The organism is Actinomyces provencensis (genome assembly GCF_900155435.1).
Classification (GTDB): domain Bacteria; phylum Actinomycetota; class Actinomycetes; order Actinomycetales; family Actinomycetaceae; genus Pauljensenia; species Pauljensenia provencensis.
On record NZ_LT700212.1, the window covers coordinates 1,734,684 to 1,736,691 of the forward strand.

The following is a 2,008-nucleotide window of genomic DNA, read 5'->3' on the forward strand; positions in this document are numbered from 1 at the left end:
CCCCGAGCAACTCCCGAGACGGCCTCCGCGACGACACCCACCGGGCCAACAGAACCCGGGCCGACACCCACCGGGCCAACGCCCACCGGGCCAACGCCCACCGGAATGGAAGACGCGGCACATCACGCGCCCTCCGCTTGCCGCCTTCGCGACACTGTGTCAGATTCGACCGTGAGAGCCCGACCGGGCTTCCACCGTCGAGGGGAGACCCGTGTTCCTGGCCCTGCGCGAGATCCGCCACCAACCCACCAAGTTCGCCCTCATCATCGCGGTGATCGCCCTGGTCAGCTACCTGACCTTCTTCCTGGCAGCACTCGCCGGCGGGCTCGCCCACTCCTACCGTTCTGCCGTGGACGACTGGAGGGCGACCAGCATCGTGTTGACGGAAGCCTCCAACAACAACGTCTCCGCGTCCCGCCTCTCCGAGGACCAGGTCGCGGCCGTGCCCAGCTCACCCGACACCTCGACCCTGTTGACCACGCCCGTCGTCGTGGAGGACGCGGCCGGCACCAAGCTCGACGCCTCGGCATTCGGGCTCCCCGACGGGTCCTTCCTCGCCCCCGCCCTCGTCGAGGGAGAGGCCCCCACCGACCCCAGCCGCCAGGTGGTGGCCGATGACTCCCTCAAGGACGAGGGCTGGGTGGTCGGGCAGACCTTCACGCTCACCGGTTCCGACCACGAGTGGGAGGTGACCGGGTTCGCCCACGACCAGTCCTTCCAGGCGCTGCCCGTCGTCTTCTTCCAGGAGCAGGCCCTCATCGACAACGGCCCCTCCAGCGTGGCCCCGACCCCCAATGCCGTGGTCTCGCGCGAGGACCTCGCAGGGGACGCGGCGCTCACCGACGCGGGATTGCAGGTCCTGGACTCCTCGGCCTTCATCAACACCCTGCCCGGTTACAACGCGCAGGTGCTGACCTTCTCCTTGATGATCGGGTCCCTGATCGTCATCGCCTCCTTCGTGCTCGGGATCTTCATCTACGTGCTCACGCTGCAGAAGCGCCCCGTCCTCGGGATCCTCAAGGCGCGCGGCGTGCCCACGGGCTACCTCATCGTCTCCGGCGCCGTGCAGACGGCCCTGCTCTCGGCCGTGGGGGTCGCCGTGGGTCTGGCCCTGACGCTGGTGAGTGCGCTCCTCCTCCCCCGCGCGGTCCCCTTCCGCGTCGACGCCCTGATGGATTCGGCCATCACCGCCGCCTTCATCCTCTTCGCGGTGCTGGGCGGACTGATCTCCGTCCGCGTCGTCTCCCGCATCGACCCGGTGGAGGCAATCTCATGACCACGGTCCTCACGCTGCGCGACGTCTCGCGCGACTTCCCCCAGGGGGACGAGGTCGTCCACGCCCTCACACCCACCGACCTCACGGTCGACGAGGGCGAGTTCGTCGGAGTGGTCGGGCCCTCGGGGTCCGGCAAGTCCACACTGCTGACCGTCATGGGTGGTCTGCGCCAGCCCACGACCGGGACCGTGACGATCGAGGGGGAGCCCTTCTCCGAGCTGCCGGAGAGGCAACGCTCCCGGGTTCGCCTGCGCCGCATGGGGTTCATCCTCCAGGCCGCGAGCCTGGTCCCCTTCCTCACCGTCACCGACCAGTTCGCCCTGCACGACCACGCGGCCCGCACCCCGGCCCGGCCCGGGGTGCGCGACGGTCTGCTCGACGAGCTCGGCATCCGGGCCCTGGCGGGCAAGTACCCCGGGGACCTCTCCGGGGGCGAGCGCCAGCGTGCCGCCATTGCGGTCGCCCTCTACCACGACCCCCAGGTGGTCCTGGCCGATGAGCCGACTGCGGCCCTGGACACGCGCCGCGCCCTCGACGTGGCCCGCATCCTCGCCGAGCAGACGCATGAGAGGGGCAAGGCGACGGTCATGGTCACCCACGACGAGCGCCTCCTCGACAACTGCGACCGTGTCCTGGCCATGCAGGACGGCACCCTCACCGAACGCTGACCTCCGACCTTCCCGACCTTCCCGACCTTCCCGCCCCTCCCGCCCGCCCCCTCTGGCGAAGTCC

General features: G+C 70.2%; 2 protein-coding genes. Both read left to right on the forward strand.

The window, feature by feature from the left end; all coding sequences use genetic code 11:
• The first annotated feature begins 211 nt into the window (after positions 1-211).
• Complete coding sequence (locus BQ9890_RS07665) at positions 212-1,276, forward strand: ABC transporter permease (protein ID WP_075890564.1); 1,065 nt, start codon at positions 212-214, stop codon at positions 1,274-1,276.
• Positions 1,273-1,944, forward strand: a complete 672-nt coding sequence (locus BQ9890_RS07670) for an ABC transporter ATP-binding protein (RefSeq protein ID WP_075890566.1) — start codon at positions 1,273-1,275, stop codon at positions 1,942-1,944. The genes BQ9890_RS07665 and BQ9890_RS07670 overlap by 4 nt, the downstream gene beginning before the upstream one ends.
• Positions 1,945-2,008: the final 64 nt, after the last annotated feature.

Coding starts and splice junctions, on each gene's coding strand:
- BQ9890_RS07670 (WP_075890566.1), top strand. CDS start 1,273: ATGACCACGGTCCTCACGCTGCGCGACGTCTCGCGCGACTTCCCCCAG.